Raw genomic sequence first — 19,414 nt, forward strand, 5'->3', positions numbered from 1 at the left:
ATATCTAGCATACCAAAGTTGTAATCTTTGAACTGAAAGATTAAACTAAGGTATGCTATTCTTATGTCTATATGAGGTTAATTTGCTAGGGTAGAAGAGAAAGGAGGAAGGATGGAACGGTGGAGAAAATTATCTATTTGGATCATGCTGCAACATCGTGGCCCAAACCGCCGGCCGTATTCGAAGCGATGCAGCATGCAATGCTGCATGAAGCGGCGAATCCGGGACGAGGCAGCCATCGAATGGCAGTGAAAGCTAGCCGTGTTTTGTTCGATACGAGAAAGCAATTAAGCAAGTTGTTTCGGATTAAAAATCCGAATGATATAGCATTTGCATCCAATACGACGGCTGCGTTAAACATGGCGATTAAAGGCTGGGTAAAAAGCGGTGATCATGTCATCGCAACATCGGTTGAACATAATTCGGTGAGAAGGCCTTTAGAATACTTGAAGCATGCGCTGGGTATTCAGGTTACGTATGTAGAAGCGGATGAAGCCGGCCGTATACAGGTAGATCAAATTGCGTCTGCGATAACGGCACAAACTTCCTTGATAATTGTTAACCATAGCTCTAATCTTCTCGGTACGATTGCACCAGTCGCTCAAATCGGCGAGTTAGCCAGAAGCAAAGGGATTAAGCTCCTTGTTGATGCGGCCCAGAGCGCAGGGATTCTGGACATCAACGTAGAGGCGATGGGGATAGATATGATGGCATTCCCGGGGCATAAAGGTCTGCTTGGTCCACAGGGCACAGGAGGTTTGTACATCCATCCTGACGTCGATCTTGTGCCTCAACTGCATGGAGGGACAGGAAGCCAATCTGAGGCTCCTGAGCAGCCGAGCGTACGCCCTGACCGATATGAAGCTGGAACGCAAAATACACCCGGCCTGGCAGGGCTGAAGGCGGGTGTTGAATATGTCCTGCATGAGACGGTTCATAACATCCATACTAAGGAATGGGCATTAACCCAGCGGATCATGGACGGGCTATTGTCAACGGATGGAATACGGGTGCTTGGACCAAAGCTTGGCGAAGAAAGAACGGGGATCGTCGCATTTGTAGCGGAAGGAATCGACCCGTCCGAAATGTCCTTTATTCTAGATCAGCATTATCAAATAGCGGTCAGAGCAGGCTTCCACTGCACGCCTCTGGCCCATGCCTGTGCAGGGACGATCGCGACAGGCGCAGTACGAGCAAGCGTAGGTTGTTTTACAACGGAGCAAGAAGCGGATGCCCTTGTTGCAGCAGTGAAAGAAATACGGAAGCAATATTCTTAGCATAATTTTCTGGGGGCGGAAGTTCGAAAATGGATGAGTGGACGAATAACCCGATGAATGGGGTTACGGTTGTACTGGTATTGTTGGTCATCGTGTTATTAATCAGAATTTCAATTGTTGGCAGAAGACTGAAGAAGCTTAGAAAGCAGTATGTGGAAGTGATGGGCAACACCGGCATCACAAATCTGGAAGAGGTCATTATTGATCTGAAGCAGTCGATAACGGCACAAGAGCTGCAAAGCGAAAAGCTGCAGAAACAGATGGAACAGATGAAGGAAGTGCAGCAGCAGGAAAAAGGACGTGTTGGTGTTCTGCGTTATAATGCATTCGCTGATCAGGGGAGTGATCTAAGCTTCTCAATAGCGGTAGTGAATGCATCGCAGGATGGAGTGGTGATCTCAGGGCTGCACAGCCGGGAGAATACTTATGTCTACGCCAAGCCGGTAAGCAAAGGCGAATCCAACTATACGCTTACTCCAGAAGAGCGGAAGGCGATTGCCGAAGCCAAATAGATTAATTGGAATTAGGATGTTCCAGGGCGGCTGCCTGTTCTCTGGAACGGGCAGATACATGGATGCTGTTCATGATGGAGGAGAATACGCTGGAAGCAATAATGTCGGCCATCTTCATAACCAGGTGCAGGCGGGTGTTCTGAAGGACGAAATATTCCATAAAGCCGCCTACGTTTACGATACCGGTAATATGGATGTCTCCAACGGGAGGGAGCTCCTTATTCACTCCTGCACCGGGTCTTACGGGACCTGCGCCAACTTGGATGGAGCCGATGCTAGCCACTTGTCCAAGGCAGGCGTCAATGCCGATGACAAAGGGCTTATGATAAGTGCAATTAATCTGATGAAGCGTATCTTCGAGGTTCATGGCATGAACGGGTTCTTCCAGCGTGCCGTACAAGGAGAAGTGGGGGCTCTGGTATTTGGAGAGTGTCGTGCCGATCAATGGACCAAGGGAATCGCCGGTTGAACGGTCGGTTCCAACGCAGACAATGACAATTGGCCGTCCTGCAGACAACTCGTCAATCATAAGAGAAAGCCGGCTGACGATTTGACCAACTGCATTTGCTTCCGTGTATGGAACCTTTAACGGTACATCCTTCATAAAGGATAGTTTCATAGAATCCCCTCCGTAAATGCCAATATGATACTAGTATATGGATAGGACAACCATTTTATACGTCGCGAGGCCAATAGTTTCGCTCAATGAGGTGAGGGAGAGGAGGATTTCGCGATGTTAATCGCCTTTGACTCAACGCAGCAGGCGCTGCGGGCAGAGATGCTGTTGGAATATGCAGAGGTGGAAATCGATATATGCCCAACCCCGAAGGAGATCACGGCGGGCTGTGCGCTATCGATTCATTTTCCGGAAGAAGACCTGGGGACGGTAAAGCATGTTATCGACACGGAAAACGTGGAAATCAGAGGAATTTTCAAACCGATCGAGGTCGGGTACGAACAAGTGAACCTGTAAGTGGAATAAGGATGGTGCGATGGAATGCATATTCAAGCCTACTATAAAAATTTCGCAGCATGGATTACAAACCAGACGACGTGGGAAGGTTTTGGAGAATCAGTCTTGCGCATTGCGCTCATTATTATCATTGGACAGGTTGTCATATGGATAACCAGCAAAACCATTGACCGTGTCGTTATTAATCAAACCTCTAATCGGCTTGTTCTTCAGACCAGAAGAATGACAACGGTAGGCAAGCTGGTCAAAAACATTATTTCCTACGCCGGCTATTTCATTATCGGCATGCTGGTGCTGAGTGAATTTGGCGTTCAGCTTGCGCCATTGCTTGCCGGGGCGGGGGTAATCGGACTAGCAATCGGATTTGGTGCTCAAAGTCTAGTAAAAGACATCATTACGGGCTTCTTTATTATATTTGAGGATCAGTTTGCGGTAGGTGATGTCATACAGACGGGGACCTTTAAAGGAACGGTCGAAGTAATCGGTCTTCGGGCAACCCGGATCCACAGCTGGACGGGAGAGGTTCATATTATCCCGAACGGCATGATCAATGAGGTCACGAACTTTTCGATGCACAACTCCGTTGCTTTCATTGATGTATCGATTGGCTATGAAGAGGATGCCGAGCGCGCGATTACATTAATTCGCAAGGAGCTGGAAAAATTCGAGGATGACAACCTGGTTAATCGCCCGGAGGTGCTGGGCATCCAGACCATCGCTTCAACCGAATTGAAGGTGCGCGTGACGGCTGAATGTCTGCCCAATACGAATGCAATAGTAGCAAGATCGCTTAATGCATATATCAAAAAAGTGATGGATGGTCACGGAATTGACATTCCGTATCCGAGAATGGTAACGTATCATCGCAATGAAAGGAGCGGCGATCCGAATGGAGCGTAAACAGTTCGAATTGGGCGATATCGTTCAAATGAAGAAGCAGCATCCCTGCGGCTCCAATGAGATGGAGATTATCCGGATGGGGATGGATATCCGTATCAAATGTGTGGGCTGCAAGCACAGCGTTCTGATTCCGAGAGCAAAGTTTGAGAAAAACATGAAGAAAGTACTGCGCTCCGCTGCTGATTCCGGGCAAAGCGAAAAGGCTTAAAAAAAAATTAAAAAACTGTTGCATTAGGACAAGGCCTGTGATAATATAGTTTTTGCTTGACACAAACGGAGAGGTACCCAAGAGGCCCAAGGGGGCTGACTCGAAATCAGCTAGGCGTGTCAAAGCGTGCGTGGGTTCGAATCCCACCCTCTCCGCCATCTCTAGTAAATAACGCTTAGGCGGTTACATAAGAACAAAGCTCCTACGGACTAACGTAGGAGCTTTTTTTATCTCCCGAAAAGCAGGTGAATCGAATGAATCGGTATGAGATTACGATTATCGGAGCAGGTGTCAGCGGGATTTTCGCCGCACATGAATTAGCCGCGAGCGGGAAGAGCGTCATCATGCTCGATAAGGGCAAGAAGCTCAATGAACGAAGCGACAGCTATATAGGCTTTGGCGGGCTTGGCATGTCGGAGGGCAAATATAACTACACGAACGATTTCGGCGGAGAGCTGGAACGGAAAACCGGTTATGACGCTGCGCTGCAGCTTATGGACGATGTCGATGCGATCTTGTGCAGATATGGCGGAAGCGAAGCGGGGATGTATCATACTTATGATCCGGAGCTGTCAGCCAAGGCGCAGGAAGCCGGATTTGGCGTGCTGACGACCCGAACCCGGCATTTGGGAACCCGATTGTCCAAAGCCGTCCTGCAGAAGATGTACGACTATTTAGAAACTTGCATGACGATGAAATTCGAAGCAGAACCTGAACGAATAGAAAAGACGGATAACGGCAGATTCGAGATAGAGCTTCCTGATGGAACGGTTATTGATACGAACCGGATTATTATCGCAACCGGCAGAAGCGGGAACGAATGGTTTAGCAGGCAATGCGACGAGCTTGGGATTGGAAGAGGCGAAGCGAGAGTAGATCTGGGCCTCCGGGTTGAGATGAGGGGCAATCAGCTGAATTCGATATTAAAGAATGCCTTCGAGACCAAGCTTAGTTTTGCAGGCAAGGGTTATACCGCTACGACCTATTGCATGAATCCGCGCGGCAGGGTAGTGCTGAAGCTCCAGGAAGGTCTTGCGATGCCGGACGGGCAAAATTACCGGGAGAAGGAAGAGGGGAGCTCAAACCTAAACTTTACCTTATTTGTTCCAAACCGTTTTCCAACGCTGGAGGAGGCGGATGCCTACTTCCGGGATATTGTTAGCCGGATCAATCGGAATCGGAATAGAATCGCTGCACAAAGGCTAGGTTCTCTTCGTCAAGGAATGAAGGAGGAAACCGGCAGCGAAGAAAGCGGTTCACGAATGAGAAGCGTTCTGCCGACGCTGGAGGCCGAATTTACTGATCTGAGGGAAGAAGTACCGGAACGTTACCTGGAGGCAACCTTGGCCTTTCTGGAGGCGCTGGAAAAGCTCCTGGGGGAATCCATTGATGAGGATACCATTGTCTATGCCATTGACGGGAAGCTGTATTCTCCGGCTATTGAGACAAGCCAGGAATTCGAGACGAAAGTAAGCGGTTTGTTTGTTATTGGCGATTGCTCGGGCACTACCCATTCTTTATCGCAGGCAGCAGCAAGCGGAGTCTATGTCGGAAGGCTGTTAGCCGGCCATCTATTAGCAGGCAATTAAAAGAGGGACTCTTGCGAGTCCCTCTTCCGACGGTGTTGTAAGTTTCGATGAATTTTACAGGGTCATACGACAGAAAACCAGGTGCAATCCTCACAGATCGGTACACAATTCCACTAAGGCTTCATCGCTTATCCGATCGTGACTGCTATTGTGTTACAGCAATGTGTATTTAGCACAACGCCTCGCTTCTTAAGTGATGAGTTGTTAAATTCTCTAGTAGTCCTTGCCCCTATTCAGGTCCAATGGAACCACACCTCTCTTCACCGTCGATAATTATGATGTCCGAGATCTGAAAGTCTTATTCAGAGCGGAGAAAAAAATTAGTTATGCCCCATTCGCTTCCATTTGCGTTCATGGTTTGATGTATCGGGAAATCTTTGTCCGCGCTTCAGCTCCACCTTTTGGGGATTGTTAACGCCCATATGGTAGGAGTTAACGCCTGTCTCAATATAGGTGCCGTCGTTTGGCGCATGGTCGCCGGGGGAAAACAAAGTCCATTCACCCATACTTGCTCACCTCCTTGTCCGATTATTAGTATTGACCGGAGAGGGCGGGTACATGAAAGGCAGAAATCGGGAGGGATAGATGACTTGTCAATGGATAGGCGTTTTGCTATACTGTGTAGATGCGAGTAATAATCTCGCTCCTTGCCCTCTCGGGGGCCGCTTAGTCCAAAAGGAGGTGAAACACAATGCGCAAATATGAAGTGATGTACATCATTCGTCCGGACGTTGAACAAGAAAACGTTCAAGCCATCGTCGACAAATTCAGTGGCATCATTAACAATGGCGGGGAAGTCACGAAGCAAGATGTGATCGGTAAACGCCGTCTTGCGTATGAGATCAATAAGATTCGTGATGGTTACTACGTTCTGGTTCATTTCAACGCGAACAACGAAGTTGTTAATGAGCTTGACCGCATCATGAAAATTACGGATGAAGTTATCCGTTTCTTGATCGTCAGAGACGTTGCTTAATCCACGCTAGATGTTCGATTGGGAGGTCCAGAGGCGATGTTGAATCGTGTAATACTGATTGGCAGATTAACAAGAGACCCCGAATTGCGTTATACACCTGCGGGTGTAGCAGTTACGCAATTTACGATAGCAGTAGACCGGCCGTTTACGAGCGGCCAGGGCGAGCGCGAAGCGGATTTTATTCCGGTCGTAACTTGGCGGCAGTTGGCTGAGACATGCGCTAATTACTTGCGTAAAGGTCGCTTAACCGCGGTAGAAGGGCGCATTCAGGTGCGTAACTACGAGAACAACGAAGGTAAACGCGTCTATGTGACGGAAGTTATTGCCGATAACGTTCGCTTCTTGGAATCTAACCGTGAAGGCGGTGCTCCGCAAGAAAGTGGCGGTTATGCCGGAGGCAACAACAGCGGCGGAGGATCTTTTGGCGGCGGTGGCGGTAACGCTCCTTATGGCGGCGGTAACGGCGGCGGCGGAAAGCCTAGTACTCCACGCAACAACAACAGCCGTGATCCGTTCTCGGATGACGGTCGACCGATCGATATATCAGAAGATGACTTGCCATTTTAATTGAAAGGATGGGTTCGAATGAGCTTCAAGCAAAGAGAAGGCGGAGACGGAGAGCGTCCAGAACGCAAATTCGGCGGCCGCAAAGGCGGACGCAACAAACGCCGTAAAGTATGTTTCTTCACTGTGAACAAGATCACTCACATTGACTATAAAGATACTGACCTGCTCAAAAAGTTCATCAGCGAGCGCGGCAAAATCTTGCCACGTCGTGTGACTGGAACTAGCGCGAAATACCAACGTCTGCTGACGGTTGCTATCAAGCGTGCTCGTACTGTAGCTTTGCTGCCGTACACTACGGAGTAGTCATTAGGAAAAAGCCTGTCGGGAAACCGATGGGCTTTTTTTATTTTTACCTGCCAGTTCAAAAAATAGGAATTGATCATTTGGCGGAAGAGGAATACAATAAGATATAGTTCGTGCATTTAAGTCGGCGATGATGTTAGATCTTCATTGTGAATAATTTCACTTTAATGACAGTTGTGGAATATCGGCTTATGCAAGTAAATCAATTGATCGATTACAGATGGAAAGAGGGATGCATTCGTATGTCTGAAACCGTAACGAAATTACCTGAAGAATCCGGCTCTGTACGAGAACTGGACGTGCTTGAGCAATTGCTGAAACCGGAAATTCAGCAATCGCTGACACAATTGGTGGAGCAGCTGCCTAAACTGGCAGAATTGGTGACTCTGCTTACTAAAGCTTATGATGTAGCTACGACTGTAGCTAACGACAAGGTTCTTGTGAGCGACATGGTTCATGGCTTTGGCGAATTCGTTAAACCAATCGTTGACACAACTAAAGGCATCGCTAACGCAGCTGTTGAAGCTGGCGACCGCGCACAAGCCGACACGTCGACAATTGGTCTCTTTGGCATTCTGAAAATGCTGAAGGATCCGCAAGTTCAATCAACGCTTCGTTTTGCCCAATCGTTCCTGAACGTATTGGCTGAGCGTAAAAACGGTTAATCATACAAGAGCGGAGGGTAAACATGGCTAAGCAAATTTTAATTCTTGGCGGCGGTTATGGCGGTCTTCTTAGCGCACTGACAGCTCGCAAATATATTTCTGCTGAAGAAGCGGAAATTACGCTGATCAATAAAACTCCATACCACCAAATCATTACCGAGCTTCACCGTCTGGCTGTTAGCGGCGTAAACGAAGGAAACGTAGCACTTCCTTTGGATAAACTGCTGAAAGGCAAATCGATTAACCTGGTTATCGACACGGTTGATAACATTGATCCGGAGAAAAAACAAGTCAAACTTGCTGGCAACGGCACAGTAAGATACGACCAACTGGTTGTCGCTCTTGGCGGCGAAACAGCATTCTTCGGTATTCCAGGTCTGGAAGAAAACAGCCTGACGCTGAAATCGGTTGAAGAAGCGAAAGCCGTTAGCGCTCATATCCAAAACCGCATTGCGGCTTACTCGCAATCCAAAAACAAAGCAGACGCAACAATCGTTGTTGGCGGCGGCGGCCTGACAGGCATCGAGCTGATCGGCGAGATCGTTGACATGCTTCCAAAATGGTGTGAGCAGTACGGCGTTGACAAGAGCGAAATCTCCCTGTACAACATCGAAGCTGGTCCTACGATTCTTATGGGCTTCCCGGCTGACCTGCTTGAGCGTGCCAAATCCAGCTTGATCAACCGTGGCGTTAACCTGATTATGGGTGTAGCGGTAACGGAAGTTCAAGGCAACAAAGTTATGCTCAAAGACGGCAGCTCCATCGAAACGAATACTTTCGTATGGACAGGCGGCGTTACGGGCAACCCTGTAGTAGCTAACTGCGGCATCGAAGTAAACCGCGGCCGCGCATCGGTAACGGAATTCCTGCAATCGACTTCCCACTCGGATATCTTCCTTGCTGGCGACAACGCGTTTGTTATGGGTCCAGAAGGCCGTCCTTACCCGCCAAGCGCGCAAATCGCATGGCAAATGGGCGAGTGCATCGGTTACAACCTGTTCGCGCAAGCGAAAGGTCTTCCGATGAAATCGTTCGAGTTCGTTAACTCCGGCGTTCTTGCGAGCCTTGGCCGCAAAGATGCAATCGGTACAATTGGCGCAAGCCAGCTGAAGCTGAAAGGCACTGCGGCTACGCTGATGAAAGAGGCAAGTAACGTTCGTTACCTGACTCACGTCAACGGTCTCTTCTCGTTCTTGAAATAGGACCAAACGGTACGACAAATAAATAAGCATGAACCAGGAGGAGCCTGCCACCGCGGGCTCCTTCTGTCTATTTCAGGGAGTCTGCATAGGAGCAGGCTCCCTTTGTTATGCTGAAATGAAGGAGGAAGGAACGATTATGGAGTTTATTTTTTATTTGGCAATTATTGTGGCAGCCACTAAAGCGGCTGGCGCGTTGTCCGTAAGACTGGGACAGCCGGCCGTGCTTGGCAAGCTGCTCGCGGGCATTGTCATTGGACCGGCGGTACTAGGATGGGTGAAGCCGGATGAGTTTATCGGCCACTTCTCCGAGATTGGCGTTCTGCTGCTGATGTTTATAGCGGGGCTGGAGACGGACCTGGAGCAGCTGCGTAAGAACTGGAAGCCCTCGTTTGCGGTAGCGATAGGAGGAATTTTTCTGCCTTTTATCGGAGGATACGGGATAGCCGCTGCATTTGGCTTGTCCAATAACGAGGCATTGTTCCTCGGATTGCTGTTATGCGCCACATCCGTAAGTATTTCGGTGCAGACGTTGAAGGAGATGGATAAGCTCCAATCAAGGGAAGGGACGACCATTCTGGGGGCGGCAGTGGTGGATGACGTGCTAGTCGTGATTATGCTGGCCGTTATGATGAGCTTCCTGATGCCGGCAAGTGAGGTTTCGATTGGACTTATAATCGGCAAAAAGCTGTTGTTCTTCCTTGTTGTTGGTCTGGTGGGCTGGCTGCTTGTACCACGCTTCCTGAAATGGTTTGCTCCGCTCCGGGTGACGGAGAGCGTTATGAGCGCCGGACTCATTGTCTGCTTCGCCTTTTCCTACTTTGCGGACGAGATGGGCATTGCAGGTATTATCGGGGCATTTGCCGCCGGTATTGCCGTGTCGCAGACCCGGTATAAGCATCAGGTGGAGTCCAAGATAGAGCCCATCGCTTATACGCTCTTTGTCCCGGTCTTCTTCGTGAGTATCGGATTGCATATTACGTTCGAGGGAGTAGGAAAGCAGCTGCTCTTTATCGCCTTGGTGACACTGGTTGCCGTGCTGACGAAGCAAATAGGAGGCGGACTGGGAGCCAAATTAACCGGCTTTAACAATCGCTCCTCGATAGCGATAGGAGCAGGGATGGTATCCAGGGGCGAGGTAGCTTTAATTATTGCGGCCTCTGGGCTTGAGTCGGGGTTATTGCCGGAGAAATATTTCACGTCCGTCGTGCTCGTCATCATTCTGACTACCTTGATAACGCCGCCCCTGCTGAAGCAGGTATTCAAAGAACCCCAACCGGCGCAATAGGCAAAAAAAGGCAGCCCGCGAAGGCTGCCTTTTTTTATTATAGGAATTAAGCCGTTTCAACTTCAGCTTCATGATTGCTGTCATTAACTTCGTCTTGGATGATAAGCTCAACCTTCTTGATGCGGTGCTTGCCAACCTCGCGGACAATAAAGCGCAGATTCTCGTATTGGAGTTCTTTGCCCGGCTTCGGCTCCGTAAATTCAGTGAACAACCAACCGCCAACGGTGTCGACATCTTCTTGATCGATCGTTACTCCCGTTAATTCGGCTACGTGATCAAGCGATACTTTACCATCAAGCAGGTAGCAATTATCAGCAAGCTTCTCGATTTCCTTCCGTTCGTCCTCATCGAATTCGTCACGGATCTCGCCAACGATCTCTTCCAGAATATCTTCGATTGTAATCATACCGGAAGTACCGCCGTACTCATCCATCAGAATGGCGATATGAACGCGCTCCTGCTGCATACGCTTAAGCAATGTCTTCACCGGCAGAACCTCGGATACAGCCAGAACCGGATGAACAAGCGACTGGAAGTTGAACTCTTTGTTCTCCTGGAATTCCAGGAACAGCTGCTTGGTATTGATCATGCCCACAATGTTATCCTTGCTGCCGGTTGCAACAGGGAAGCGGGTATATTGTTCTTTGCGGATAATACCCATATTGTCAATTAATGAATTATTCGTATATAAGCAAATCATATCGGTACGCGGAACCATGATTTCTTTGGCCAGCATTTCATCAAAGGCGAAGATCCGGCTCACGTAACCGTATTCGGTGTTATTGATTTTGCCGCTTTGGAAGCTGTCATTCAGGATAATCTGAATTTCTTCTTCACTATGCGCTTCTTCATGCTCGTTCACTGCCTTCAGTCCGAACAACCGGATTAGGAAAGTGGCAGAGCCATTCAGCACCCAAATGAACGGGTACATAATCCTGTGGAAGTAGATAATCGGTTTGGCAACGGCAAAGCTGATAAATTCGGCTTTCTGGATTGCCCATGTCTTCGGAGCAAGTTCACCTATGACTACATGCAGGAATGTAACGGCAACGAATGCTATAACAAAGGAAATAATATGATTTAAATCGCTGTGTACGCCCAATTTCTCGAATAACGGATGAATAATTCGTTCAACGGTTGGTTCGCCTAACCAACCAAGTCCGAGGGCGGTAATCGTAATACCGAGCTGACAAGCCGACAGATAAGCATCCAGGTTGCTTGTCACGCGTTGTACGGCAAGCGCGTTCTTCTTGCCTTCGAGCACCAGCTGATCCACGCGGCTCGCACGAAGGCGGATAATCGCGAACTCCGTAGCAACGAAGAAGGCGGTCAATACAATTAATACAGCAATCATAAACAAATTAAATCCTATACTACTGTCCATTTCGGTTCTTCACAATCCTTTATGAAATATTATAAGTTCCTATGATCTACTATAACGAACTTCAGCTAGCAGATGCAAACTTGCTATTTTACTTTACGGGGTCAATACCCCCCGTATTGACGAAATATACGCAGGTATCATTACAATTTTGGCAAATACCTCGTCTTTACAAGGCTCTGTATAGGGGCGTATGATAAGTTCAGATGAGCTTGTAATCAAGCCAATCCGTTTAAGTAAGGAGGTAAGCGAGATGGAAGCCTTTACGCTTACCCGCAAAGAGATGGCGGATTTGCTGCTCGCGCTGCATGGCCAAAAATGCTGTGAGCCGCTTCAGGTGCTGCAGCAGGCATGGAAACAATCGCACCGCGATGCTTATGAATCCGGATCGTCCCTGCCGGCATTCCTGTCGACAGAGCTTCCGTCTGTCCTGGTGAAGCTGATCAAAGGACGCGAAGTGAAAGGATTCTCTTTGCAGGAAATATCCGCTTTAGGCGGATTAATAGATTTTTCTCAAATGTCGATTACATCCATGCAAAACTGGGTAAAAAGAGATTTTAAGCCTTATTTCGACTGCCCGAAAATCGGCAAGAAATATTCGCTTAATCAGACGGCCCTGTTGTTTATTATTGACGATCTGAAATCCAGCCTGGATTTCGGTTCGATCCGGAAGCTGTTCGACCGGCTGTTCAACAAACCCGAGGATGAGACGGATGACTTGATCGGCCCGCTAGAGCTGTATGCGGCTTATACGGCTATGTATGAAGAGCTTGCCGCCAGCGGCTACCGCCTGCTGGATATGGCTCGTCCTTACCAGGATGCGCGCGATAGAGAAGCGATTATGGAACAAATGCTGCATAGCGCGTCCGAGCCTTTCCTGCAAATTCTGCCGCGGTTAAGCGAGGAACAGACAGAGGCGCTTCGTCATATTTTGTTTATTGCCGTGATCTCGATCCGCACCTCGTACTTTCATTCGCTGGCCAAACGGTATTGTCATGCCACCCTGTTCCTGAATCCTTAGACGGTTCATAAACATAGGTAACCAAGGTGAAACGCTATGCCATCATTGGCGGAGCGAATTTCAAAAAGGCAGCAACGGAGGTTTACCGTCCGCACTGCCTCGGCTAATCAGAACTTATATGATTGCTGTTCCGCCCAGTCGCCGATATACGGCAGCTTGAAGCGCTTGCCCTGCAGGGCAAGCAGCATCAGGGCAATCCATAGAATAAAGCCAAGGGGTGTCAGGACCAGGCCAAGGAGCCAGCCGATGACGGGGATAAAACCAAGGACGATATTCAGGACAATAAAAACGACCGAGATAGCAATCGACTGAAGAGCATGGAATTTTACAAACCGGCTCTGTTTTTCTACGATTAAGAATATAATACCGGTAATGAAGCCAAGGAAATAAGCAAGCAGCCCCGCTACTTTAGGGTCTATGCCTGTTGAGGAACGATCGGGTTCGAAGGAAGCGCTGGACATGAACAAATCTCATCCTTTCTATAATCGACTCTCTGGAGTAGATTGTATTCATGTCCGAAATGTTATATGTCAATACGAATATTATAGTGAAATCAAAAGGAAAGATTGGAGTTGAATGACGGATGAATATTGCGTTTTTTCTGCTGCCTAAGCAGGAGGTCGTGACGGTAACGCAAGATGCAACGCTCAGGCAAACCCTAGAGAAAATGGAGCATCACCGCTACTCGGCGGTTCCGATTATTAATGAAGAAGGCGGATATGCCGGAACGGTGACGGAGGGCGATTTGCTCTGGTACATGAAAAATACGCCGGGCGTGAGCTTCGAGAATGCCCACAAGGTGGCCCTGCACGATGTGCCGCTTCGCATGACGAACCGTTCGGTTCGAATTGATGCGGATATGAAGGATTTGATCGATCTGTCAAAGGTTCAGAACTTTGTTCCGGTGGTAGACGACCGCGGGCATTTCATCGGCATTGTCCGCAGAAGCGAAATTATTGATTATTGCCAATCCTTTATTCCGGGAACGCCAACCATTGTCCTGGAAGCTTGATCAGCCGCAACTTCAGAATTGACAACTCAGCGCCTCCCGTTTCTTTTCGTATATGGCCATATGTTCTAGGAGAATATATTTCCATACGCGGATTGACTTCGGGAGGGGCTTCATGAATAGGAATGAGCACCAAAAAGACGGAGGCCGAAAACGGTACCGTCTTTTTGTTTTCGTCATGGTTACCGTTATGGTCTTTATGGTCTGCTTACCGTGGTGGTACAAAGGCGGTGCCGATAAGGAGGCCGTTGCAGAAGAAGCGGGTGGAGAGGAACAGGTCTACGATACGGTGATTGCCGGGGGGCGGGTCATGAATCCGGAAACGAAGCTCGACAAGCTGGGCTGGAACGTCGGCATAAGCGGCGGGCAGGTTGCGGTTGTTACGCCAAGGCCGCTAAAGGGTAAGCATGTCATAGATGCGACAGGACTTATTGTCGCCCCCGGTTTTGTCGACAACCTCTCCTATAACCCGAACCCGCTGGGTGTGTGGAACAAGATAGCCGACGGGGTAACGACCAATATTGCGATGCATGGCGGAACCTCAGCGCCGGAAGAATGGTATAACTATTATGCGCAGAGCAGGATACCGGTTAACTTCGGTGCTTCGTTCTTCTATACAGAGAGCCGCAACCGTTATCGGCTCGGCCGTTACGACAGCGCCTTGCCGGGTCAGATCGGCCAGCTTGTCCGCCAGGCGGAGCAGGCCTTAAATGAAGGCGCCCTTGGGATCTCCCTCAGTCTCGAGTACGTGCCCGGCATTACGGCTGCCGAGATTCTGCCATTAATGGAGCTCGCGTATGATTACAATGTGCCTGTCTACTTTCATGCCCGTTATTCGGATATGGAGGAGCCGGGCACAAACCTGGATGCCGTTAGCGAGATAATCCGTTATGCCAGGAAGACAGGAGCCGCGGTTCATATCGATCACATTAACAGCACAGGAGGAACCTTCTCCATGAAGAAGTCGCTGGCGATGATAAGTGCTGCCCGCAAGAAAGGAATGGACATTACCTCCTGCGTCTATCCTTACGATTATTGGGGGACCTTTCTTAACTCGGCAAGATTCGATGAGGGTTGGCAGTCAAGGTTCAGAATTACGTTCCACGATCTCCAGGTTGCGGGGACCGGGGAGCGACTGACGGAGGAGACATTCGGCCGCTTCCGGGAGGAAGGCAAGCTGGCGGTCGCATACGCGATCCCGGAGCAGGATGTGGTGGATGCCCTTAAAGCGCCCTATGTCATGATCGGCAGCGATGCGATTCTGGAGCCGGGCAATAATAATCATCCGCGCGCCTCGGGCACCTTCGCGAGAACCATCGGATTATACGTCAGGGAGAAGAAAACCCTGACTTTGATGGAGGCGCTGGCGAAGATGACCCTCCTGCCGGCACAACGGCTGGAGAAGCAGGCGCCTTCTCTCAGGAAGAAGGGCAGACTAGCGAAAGGAATGGATGCGGATCTTGTTATCTTCGATTTCAAGACGATAACGGACCGCTCAACCGTGGAGCATCCGGAGCAGATGTCCGGCGGCATCCGCTATGTGCTTGTTGGCGGTCAATTGGCGCTGGAGAACGGAAAGCTGAGCAAGCATATCCCGGCGGGCAAGCCGATCCGCAGCGAGTTTGTGCGGGTGAAGAGCGGAACGGGGCAGCTTAGCTGGGGGAACCGTCAATACGCGGTGGCGGATTACAAAGGGCAGCCGTACGTGGATGTCCGGTCGCTCGAGCAGCACGGTTACAAGCTGACGTGGAATAAAGCGGCCCTTAAGGTGACGGCGAAGCGAACCCGCAGCAAGGTATCCGGCATTAGCGGAGCCGAGCTTGCGCCTGAAGAAGGGCTGCTTATGCTGGAGCGGGGCTACCGGCTGGAAGCGGGAGGCTTGGCGACTGACCTGCTCTCGATCGGCAGCCGGATGTTTATGCCTTTATCGATGCTCGGCAAGCTGGGACATGAAGTGACTGCGGCGGGTATCGCTTTATGGACGGCAAGCGAAGCGGCAGGCGTCCGCTTTCGATAGGCGGGCGGCAAGCGCTAAAGGATGTACGTGATCTATTTTGCTTTTATGATATAATGGAGTGTGAATGTTTGTTAACTGATTATGTATGCAAGAGGTGAACGGCTTGAAAGGTAAGCCCGGTATGAAAGCAGTTCTATGGAGCGGCGCGTCTCTGCTTCTAATTTTGTCATTGGCAGTCCCCGTGTTGAACATTCTGACGATAATGCTGCTGATGGTGCCTTACGTGATTTTGTACACGACGCTGTCTACGAAGTCCTTTTTACTGCATCTTGTACCGGTATGGATCATCGCGGCTGTTATACTGGGGCCGTCGGTTCTTATTATCGCGTTATTTTTCCTGATTCCCGCTATGGTGATGGGGCAGATGTACAGGAAGAAGGCGCCGGCGCCGTATATATTAAGGCGTACAACGCTGACGATCCTGTTCTGTCTGCTGGCGGAGCTGCTTATATTCGAAGGGGTTCTGAACCAATCGTTTATTGATCAAATTGGCGAGTTTGTCCGTGCCTTGGTAACTGACCTCGAATCGGAGCACGTGCTTCCGAAGGAGTGGGACAGCGACTATACGGACTCCGTAATCCGGATTATGATCCAATCGATCCCGCAGGCGATTATTCTGATTTCTTTCGTGTACGCGGTCATTACGCAATATTTCGCACGCAAGGTTCTGGCATCTTCGATCGAGGATATTCCTACCATGCCAAAAGCGAAGGACTGGATGCTTCCGCGCATCATGGTCTTCTTCTACCTGGTGGTTTATATCCTGAATATGTTTGCAGACAGCAGCAGCTCCTTCTATTCCGTAGCGCTGATGAATTTGGTGCCGCTCATGAAGTATGCGTTCACGATTCAGGCGATCGGATTTTTCTTCTTTATCGCGCATCAGCGGAAATGGAACAAGGCGGTTCCGGTTATTATCGCCATTCCGCTTCTGCTCTTCCCGCCGCTTAGCCTGATCGGCGTGCTTGATGCCGCTTTTCCGATCCGAAAGTCGTTTTCGAAATCATCATAAGCAATAGGAGCGAATAGGAAATGCCGAAGTTTCTTGTCACGCGATGGCATGGCATGCATCAGGTCTGGTCTATCGCATTAATGGTTCTTATGACCGTCGTGCTCACTTGGTATTGGTGGGTGCTTGGGCTGATTGCGCTTCTTCTTACCATAGCCGCGGCCGTGTACACGGTGCTCGCGGAGCGGGCTTTCCGCAAAGACCTGAAGTCCTATCTTGGGACGTTGTCATATCGGGTTAAAAAGGTCGGCAATGACGTCACCCTCGAGCTTCCGTTCGGCGTTATTTTGTATAACGAAGAGCGGACGGTGGAATGGCATAATCCCTATATTGCGCAAATCGCAGGGGAGGAGTCGGTGATCGGCATGCCGCTTACCGAGCTCTTCCCGGCTCTGCAGCAGGTGAAGGACAAGGAAGGGACCGTTGAAGCGATGGTGGACGGGCACGTCTACCAGCTGATCTTCAAGCAAAAGGAACGGATTCTGTATGTCCAGGACATTACGCTGCTCTGGCAGCTCAGCAAACGGTATGATGACGAGAAGCTTGCGATGGGCGTCGTTATGATTGACAGCCTGGAGGAAGTTACGCAAGGGATGGACGACCATCAGCGCAGCTCGCTCCAGTCGAAAGTAACGACGGAAATTACCGAGTGGGCACAGCGGTACCAGCTGTATCTGAAGCGGGTTACCTCGGACCGCTTCCTCCTGATTACCGATCAGAAGACGCTGCGGCAGCTGGAGCAGTCCCGATTCGTTATTCTGGATGAAGTGCGCGAGATGACGGGCGACCAGAAAATCCCGATTACGCTCAGCATCGGCTTCGCAGCCGGAGCGGAAAGCATCGTCGAGCTTGGCCAATGGGCACAGTCCAGCCTGGATATTGCATTGGGGCGCGGCGGAGACCAGGCTTCCGTAAAGGTTGGCGGCCGCCAGTCCTTCTACGGTGGCAAGACCAACGCGGTAGAGAAGCGGACCCGCGTCCGCGCACGCGTCGTGGCGCATGCGCTTCGCGATCTGATTCGCGAGAGCGGCAATGTGGTCATCATGGGCCATAAAATGCCCGACATGGATGCGGTTGGCGCAGCGATTGGCATCATGAAGGCGGCGCTGCTGTTTGGCAAGGAAGCTTATATTGTACTGGAAGGCATCAATCCCGCAATCCAGAAGATGATGGAGCTGCTGCGGGAGGACGAGAAGTTCTCGAAGCGGTTCCTTACGCCGGAGCAGGCGCTTGGCATAACGGATAACCGCACGCTGGCCGTTGTTGTGGATACGCATAAAGCTTCCATGGTGAAGGAGCCGCGGCTCTTAACGCAGACGAATAAAATCGTAGTGGTTGACCACCACCGCCGGGGCGAGGAATTTATCTCGAACGCGATTCTGGTCTATATGGAGCCTTACGCTTCCTCCACCTGCGAGCTCGTTACCGAGCTGCTGCAGTATATTCACGACCGCGTGCTTCTGGATGTCCGTGAAGCTACGGCGCTCCTTGCGGGCATTACCGTGGATACGAAGAACTTCTCGCTTCGAACGGGCGCCCGTACGTTTGATGCGGCATCCTTCCTGCGCCGCAACGGCGCGGATTCGACGATGATTCAGCGGATGCTGAAGGAAGACCTTGAGGAATATGTGCGCAAGGCAGAGATTATCAAGCATGCTGAAGTGTTCTACGATCATGTGGCGATTGCCGTAACGGAGCCTGGCCGAAAGGTCGCGCAGCTTCTTATCGCGCAGTCAGCCGACACGCTGCTTAACATGACGGATATTTACGCCTCCTTTGTTATCGGGGAGAGGCCCGACGGGCTGATCGGCATAAGCGCCCGCTCGCTTGGGCATATGAATGTACAGGTTGTCATGGAAAGAATGGGCGGCGGCGGCCACTTGACGAATGCCGCGGCTCAGCTGGAGGGAACCGTCCAGGAAGTGGCGGTAAAATTAAAGACGGTGCTTGCACAAATTGAAGCGGAAGAGGGGTTATTCGAATGAAGGTTATTTTCTTGAAGGATGTTAAAGGCCAAGGTAAAAAGGGCGATGTGAAGGAGCTGTCGGAAGGTTACGTACGTAACTTCCTGCTGCCGCAAGGGCTGGCTAAGCTGGCGTCCGACGGCAACCTGAAGACGCTGGAAGTACAGAACGCTTCGGAAGAGAAACGCAAAGCGAAGGAAAAAGCGGATGCGGTTGAGCTTGGCAAGAAGCTGGAAGAGCTGAAGATCGTCATTAAGGCAAAAGCGGGCGAAGGCGGCCGGTTGTTCGGCGCAATCACAAGCAAGCAAATTGCGGAAGCTCTCGCGGCGCAAGCCGGCGTTAAAATCGACAAACGCAAAATCGAGCTCGAAGATGCCATCCGTACGCTTGGCGTGACTCAAGTACCGGTGAAGCTGCATGTGGACGTGAAATCGAAGCTTAACGTTCAAGTAACGGAAGAATAAAGAAGAGTCCTCATTAACAGTTATAGCAAGCGGCAATGGCGATGTGAGAGCATCGCTATTGTTGTATGATCATATTGCTGGAACTTTCTTTG

The 19,414-nt window shown here is 50.2% G+C and carries 22 protein-coding genes and 1 tRNA gene; 19 read left to right on the plus strand and 4 right to left on the minus strand.

From position 1 onward, the window contains the following. The first annotated feature begins 119 nt into the window (after positions 1-119). On the plus strand, positions 120-1,277 hold the full coding sequence (locus M3194_RS09655; RefSeq protein WP_251653234.1) for an aminotransferase class V-fold PLP-dependent enzyme: 1,158 nt from the start codon (positions 120-122) through the stop codon (positions 1,275-1,277). Between the two features lie 29 nt (positions 1,278-1,306). Continuing rightward, positions 1,307-1,789, plus strand: coding sequence for a DUF4446 family protein (locus M3194_RS09660; RefSeq protein WP_251653235.1), 483 nt, complete (start codon positions 1,307-1,309; stop codon positions 1,787-1,789). Position 1,790: 1 nt separating this feature from the next. On the opposite strand, the gene yyaC is transcribed toward M3194_RS09660, so the two are convergent. Beyond that, positions 1,791-2,408 (minus strand): spore protease YyaC, encoded by a 618-nt coding sequence (yyaC, locus tag M3194_RS09665; RefSeq protein WP_251653236.1) that lies wholly within the window; start codon positions 2,406-2,408, stop codon positions 1,791-1,793. A 114-nt stretch (positions 2,409-2,522) separates the two neighbouring features. Between yyaC and M3194_RS09670 the strand changes: the two genes are divergently transcribed. The 5 genes from M3194_RS09670 (at position 2,523) to M3194_RS09690 (ending at position 5,459) form a co-directional block, all read left to right on the plus strand. Beyond that, entirely contained in the window at positions 2,523-2,762 is a 240-nt protein-coding gene (locus tag M3194_RS09670; protein WP_251653237.1) for a putative Se/S carrier protein, read from the plus strand. 24 nt (positions 2,763-2,786) lie between these two features. Then, on the plus strand, positions 2,787-3,662 hold the full coding sequence (locus M3194_RS09675; protein ID WP_251653238.1) for a mechanosensitive ion channel family protein: 876 nt from the start codon (positions 2,787-2,789) through the stop codon (positions 3,660-3,662). Then, a complete protein-coding gene (locus M3194_RS09680) occupies positions 3,652-3,870 on the plus strand; it encodes a DUF951 domain-containing protein (protein ID WP_251653239.1) in 219 nt (72 codons plus the stop codon). Before M3194_RS09675 ends, M3194_RS09680 begins: the two co-directional genes overlap by 11 nt. 67 nt (positions 3,871-3,937) lie before the next feature. Beyond that, positions 3,938-4,028 (plus strand) — tRNA-Ser (locus M3194_RS09685). A gap of 96 nt (positions 4,029-4,124) precedes the next feature. Further along, a complete protein-coding gene (locus M3194_RS09690) occupies positions 4,125-5,459 on the plus strand; it encodes an NAD(P)/FAD-dependent oxidoreductase (protein ID WP_251653240.1) in 1,335 nt (444 codons plus the stop codon). 320 nt (positions 5,460-5,779) lie between these two features. On the opposite strand, the gene M3194_RS09695 is transcribed toward M3194_RS09690, so the two are convergent. Continuing rightward, positions 5,780-5,965: a YjzC family protein gene (locus M3194_RS09695; RefSeq protein ID WP_251653241.1), complete on the minus strand. Its 186-nt coding sequence runs from the start codon at positions 5,963-5,965 to the stop codon at positions 5,780-5,782. A 185-nt stretch (positions 5,966-6,150) separates the two neighbouring features. Between M3194_RS09695 and rpsF the strand changes: the two genes are divergently transcribed. The 6 genes from rpsF to M3194_RS09725 all read left to right on the plus strand — a co-directional run bounded on the left by rpsF (position 6,151) and on the right by M3194_RS09725 (position 10,457). Then, the gene (gene rpsF / locus M3194_RS09700; protein ID WP_091189332.1) at positions 6,151-6,435 is read left to right on the plus strand and encodes a 30S ribosomal protein S6; all 285 of its coding nucleotides are present in this window, start codon (positions 6,151-6,153) and stop codon (positions 6,433-6,435) included. Positions 6,436-6,471: 36 nt separating this feature from the next. Further along, positions 6,472-7,002: a single-stranded DNA-binding protein gene (gene ssb, locus M3194_RS09705; protein ID WP_015847811.1), complete on the plus strand. Its 531-nt coding sequence runs from the start codon at positions 6,472-6,474 to the stop codon at positions 7,000-7,002. Between the two features lie 18 nt (positions 7,003-7,020). Further along, the gene (gene rpsR / locus M3194_RS09710; RefSeq protein ID WP_015847810.1) at positions 7,021-7,305 is read left to right on the plus strand and encodes a 30S ribosomal protein S18; all 285 of its coding nucleotides are present in this window, start codon (positions 7,021-7,023) and stop codon (positions 7,303-7,305) included. Between the two features lie 242 nt (positions 7,306-7,547). Further along, positions 7,548-7,970: a DUF1641 domain-containing protein gene (locus M3194_RS09715; protein ID WP_251653242.1), complete on the plus strand. Its 423-nt coding sequence runs from the start codon at positions 7,548-7,550 to the stop codon at positions 7,968-7,970. 23 nt (positions 7,971-7,993) lie between these two features. Beyond that, positions 7,994-9,172, plus strand: a complete 1,179-nt coding sequence (locus M3194_RS09720; protein WP_251653243.1) for an NAD(P)/FAD-dependent oxidoreductase — start codon at positions 7,994-7,996, stop codon at positions 9,170-9,172. A 136-nt stretch (positions 9,173-9,308) separates the two neighbouring features. Then, complete coding sequence (locus tag M3194_RS09725) at positions 9,309-10,457, plus strand: cation:proton antiporter (protein WP_251653244.1); 1,149 nt, start codon at positions 9,309-9,311, stop codon at positions 10,455-10,457. A 46-nt stretch (positions 10,458-10,503) separates the two neighbouring features. Here the strand turns inward: M3194_RS09725 and M3194_RS09730 are convergent, their stop codons facing one another. Continuing rightward, positions 10,504-11,811 (minus strand): hemolysin family protein, encoded by a 1,308-nt coding sequence (locus tag M3194_RS09730; RefSeq protein ID WP_251653245.1) that lies wholly within the window; start codon positions 11,809-11,811, stop codon positions 10,504-10,506. A gap of 280 nt (positions 11,812-12,091) precedes the next feature. Between M3194_RS09730 and M3194_RS09735 the strand changes: the two genes are divergently transcribed. Next, positions 12,092-12,859: a DUF1836 domain-containing protein gene (locus M3194_RS09735; protein WP_251653246.1), complete on the plus strand. Its 768-nt coding sequence runs from the start codon at positions 12,092-12,094 to the stop codon at positions 12,857-12,859. A gap of 107 nt (positions 12,860-12,966) precedes the next feature. Here M3194_RS09735 and M3194_RS09740 read toward each other — a convergent pair whose 3' ends face one another. Beyond that, on the minus strand, positions 12,967-13,320 hold the full coding sequence (locus M3194_RS09740) for a DUF4870 domain-containing protein (RefSeq protein ID WP_251653247.1): 354 nt from the start codon (positions 13,318-13,320) through the stop codon (positions 12,967-12,969). 122 nt (positions 13,321-13,442) lie between these two features. Here M3194_RS09740 and M3194_RS09745 point away from each other — a divergent pair, with 122 nt between their 5' ends. From M3194_RS09745 to rplI, 5 genes are all read left to right on the plus strand, one after another. Further along, entirely contained in the window at positions 13,443-13,871 is a 429-nt protein-coding gene (locus tag M3194_RS09745; protein WP_251653248.1) for a CBS domain-containing protein, read from the plus strand. Between the two features lie 112 nt (positions 13,872-13,983). Next, on the plus strand, positions 13,984-15,885 hold the full coding sequence (locus tag M3194_RS09750; RefSeq protein ID WP_251653249.1) for an amidohydrolase family protein: 1,902 nt from the start codon (positions 13,984-13,986) through the stop codon (positions 15,883-15,885). A gap of 121 nt (positions 15,886-16,006) precedes the next feature. After that, complete coding sequence (locus M3194_RS09755; protein WP_251653250.1) at positions 16,007-16,897, plus strand: DUF2232 domain-containing protein; 891 nt, start codon at positions 16,007-16,009, stop codon at positions 16,895-16,897. Between the two features lie 20 nt (positions 16,898-16,917). Beyond that, a complete protein-coding gene (locus M3194_RS09760; protein WP_251653251.1) occupies positions 16,918-18,879 on the plus strand; it encodes a DHH family phosphoesterase in 1,962 nt (653 codons plus the stop codon). Then, a complete protein-coding gene (rplI, locus tag M3194_RS09765) occupies positions 18,876-19,322 on the plus strand; it encodes a 50S ribosomal protein L9 (RefSeq protein ID WP_251653252.1) in 447 nt (148 codons plus the stop codon). The genes M3194_RS09760 and rplI overlap by 4 nt, the downstream gene beginning before the upstream one ends. The last annotated feature ends 92 nt before the right edge of the window (positions 19,323-19,414 follow it).

This window comes from Paenibacillus glycanilyticus, assembly GCF_023715145.1.
In the GTDB taxonomy this organism is placed as follows: Bacteria; Bacillota; Bacilli; order Paenibacillales; family Paenibacillaceae; genus Pristimantibacillus; species Pristimantibacillus glycanilyticus_A.

Bases quoted from the DNA above. Each gene is read 5' to 3' on its own strand.
- M3194_RS09660 (WP_251653235.1), top strand. From the start codon at position 1,307: ATGGATGAGTGGACGAATAACCCGATGAATGGGGTTACGGTTGTACTG.
- yyaC (WP_251653236.1), bottom strand. From the start codon at position 2,408: ATGAAACTATCCTTTATGAAGGATGTACCGTTAAAGGTTCCATACACG.
- M3194_RS09670 (WP_251653237.1), top strand. From the start codon at position 2,523: ATGTTAATCGCCTTTGACTCAACGCAGCAGGCGCTGCGGGCAGAGATG.
- M3194_RS09675 (WP_251653238.1), top strand. From the start codon at position 2,787: ATGCATATTCAAGCCTACTATAAAAATTTCGCAGCATGGATTACAAAC.
- M3194_RS09680 (WP_251653239.1), top strand. From the start codon at position 3,652: ATGGAGCGTAAACAGTTCGAATTGGGCGATATCGTTCAAATGAAGAAG.
- M3194_RS09690 (WP_251653240.1), top strand. From the start codon at position 4,125: ATGAATCGGTATGAGATTACGATTATCGGAGCAGGTGTCAGCGGGATT.
- M3194_RS09695 (WP_251653241.1), bottom strand. From the start codon at position 5,965: ATGGGTGAATGGACTTTGTTTTCCCCCGGCGACCATGCGCCAAACGAC.
- rpsF (WP_091189332.1), top strand. From the start codon at position 6,151: ATGCGCAAATATGAAGTGATGTACATCATTCGTCCGGACGTTGAACAA.
- ssb (WP_015847811.1), top strand. From the start codon at position 6,472: ATGTTGAATCGTGTAATACTGATTGGCAGATTAACAAGAGACCCCGAA.
- rpsR (WP_015847810.1), top strand. From the start codon at position 7,021: ATGAGCTTCAAGCAAAGAGAAGGCGGAGACGGAGAGCGTCCAGAACGC.
- M3194_RS09715 (WP_251653242.1), top strand. From the start codon at position 7,548: ATGTCTGAAACCGTAACGAAATTACCTGAAGAATCCGGCTCTGTACGA.
- M3194_RS09720 (WP_251653243.1), top strand. From the start codon at position 7,994: ATGGCTAAGCAAATTTTAATTCTTGGCGGCGGTTATGGCGGTCTTCTT.
- M3194_RS09725 (WP_251653244.1), top strand. From the start codon at position 9,309: ATGGAGTTTATTTTTTATTTGGCAATTATTGTGGCAGCCACTAAAGCG.
- M3194_RS09730 (WP_251653245.1), bottom strand. From the start codon at position 11,811: ATGATTGCTGTATTAATTGTATTGACCGCCTTCTTCGTTGCTACGGAG.
- M3194_RS09735 (WP_251653246.1), top strand. From the start codon at position 12,092: ATGGAAGCCTTTACGCTTACCCGCAAAGAGATGGCGGATTTGCTGCTC.
- M3194_RS09740 (WP_251653247.1), bottom strand. From the start codon at position 13,320: ATGTCCAGCGCTTCCTTCGAACCCGATCGTTCCTCAACAGGCATAGAC.
- M3194_RS09745 (WP_251653248.1), top strand. From the start codon at position 13,443: ATGAATATTGCGTTTTTTCTGCTGCCTAAGCAGGAGGTCGTGACGGTA.
- M3194_RS09750 (WP_251653249.1), top strand. From the start codon at position 13,984: ATGAATAGGAATGAGCACCAAAAAGACGGAGGCCGAAAACGGTACCGT.
- M3194_RS09755 (WP_251653250.1), top strand. From the start codon at position 16,007: ATGAAAGCAGTTCTATGGAGCGGCGCGTCTCTGCTTCTAATTTTGTCA.
- M3194_RS09760 (WP_251653251.1), top strand. From the start codon at position 16,918: ATGCCGAAGTTTCTTGTCACGCGATGGCATGGCATGCATCAGGTCTGG.
- rplI (WP_251653252.1), top strand. From the start codon at position 18,876: ATGAAGGTTATTTTCTTGAAGGATGTTAAAGGCCAAGGTAAAAAGGGC.